Annotated in this window: 1 protein-coding gene; it reads left to right on the forward strand. The window is 56.8% G+C overall.

The genetic code is table 11. The features are described from left to right. On the forward strand, positions 1-731 hold a 731-nt coding region (locus tag ACDP63_RS25020; RefSeq protein WP_409928875.1), incomplete at its 5' end, for a nucleotidyl transferase AbiEii/AbiGii toxin family protein. Positions 732-925 lie beyond the last annotated feature (194 nt).

Consider the following 925-nt stretch of genomic DNA (forward strand, 5'->3'; position numbering starts at 1 on the left):
CTGAGATTAACGAGGCAATGGATCGCATCGCCGCCGCCATCGAGGGCAGCATAGCCGGTGCGAAGACGCAACGCATCCAAGGCGGGGGAGGCGGTGCCACCCGTGTTCTCGCTCGTCTGGGAAACGCCGAGATCAAGATCGAGACCTCGCCGGTCATGCGTGGCGCCGTCCACGATCCCGAGATGCGCCCGGTGTCAGATGCGGTTGAGGACGAATTCGGTTATGCAGAGATGCAGGTGGTTTCCTTCGAGGACCTGTTCGGAGGCAAATTGCATGCCGCAGTGGACCGCCAGCATCCGCGTGACCTCTATGACATCAAGCTGCTGTACGAGAATGAAGGTCTGACAGAGGATCTGTTCCGGACCTTCCTGATCTACATTGCCTGCTCATCGCGTCCCGCGCATGAACTTCTGAACCCGAACTTTATCGACCTCGACCAGCCCTATACGAAGGAGTTTGAAGGCATGACAAAGGTCCGTGTCAGTCTTGACGACCTGCTCAAAACCCGCAAACGGCTGGTCGCGGACATCCGGTCTCGCCTTGATGAAAAGGCCAGGACGTTTCTCCTGAGCCTGCATGATGGCACGCCCGATTTCGATGCCATCGAACGGCCGCGGGCGGCTGACCTGCCTGCGGTTGGTTGGAAGCTGATCAATCTGGAGAAGCTGAAGAACCACAACCCAGGCAAGCATGCGCAGCAACGTTCTGTACTGGAAGGGCTGTTCAGCTAGCCGCAGTTGTGGTTGTCTTTTCGTTTCGGCGACATCCGGCCGCAGTTCTCCTGTCCGGTCTCCAGCGATAAATACGAGGTGTGACTACTTCGAAAACAGAGTTTCATAAACGATAGCAATGTATTATACTAAGCGACGAGTTTAGGGATTTGGCGCTCGACCAATCGCAAGTATCGTTGGTTGCGCGCCCCCGC

Origin of the sequence: Paracoccus sp. P2 (genome assembly GCF_046335115.1) — a bacterium.
Classification (GTDB): domain Bacteria; phylum Pseudomonadota; class Alphaproteobacteria; order Rhodobacterales; family Rhodobacteraceae; genus Paracoccus; species Paracoccus pantotrophus.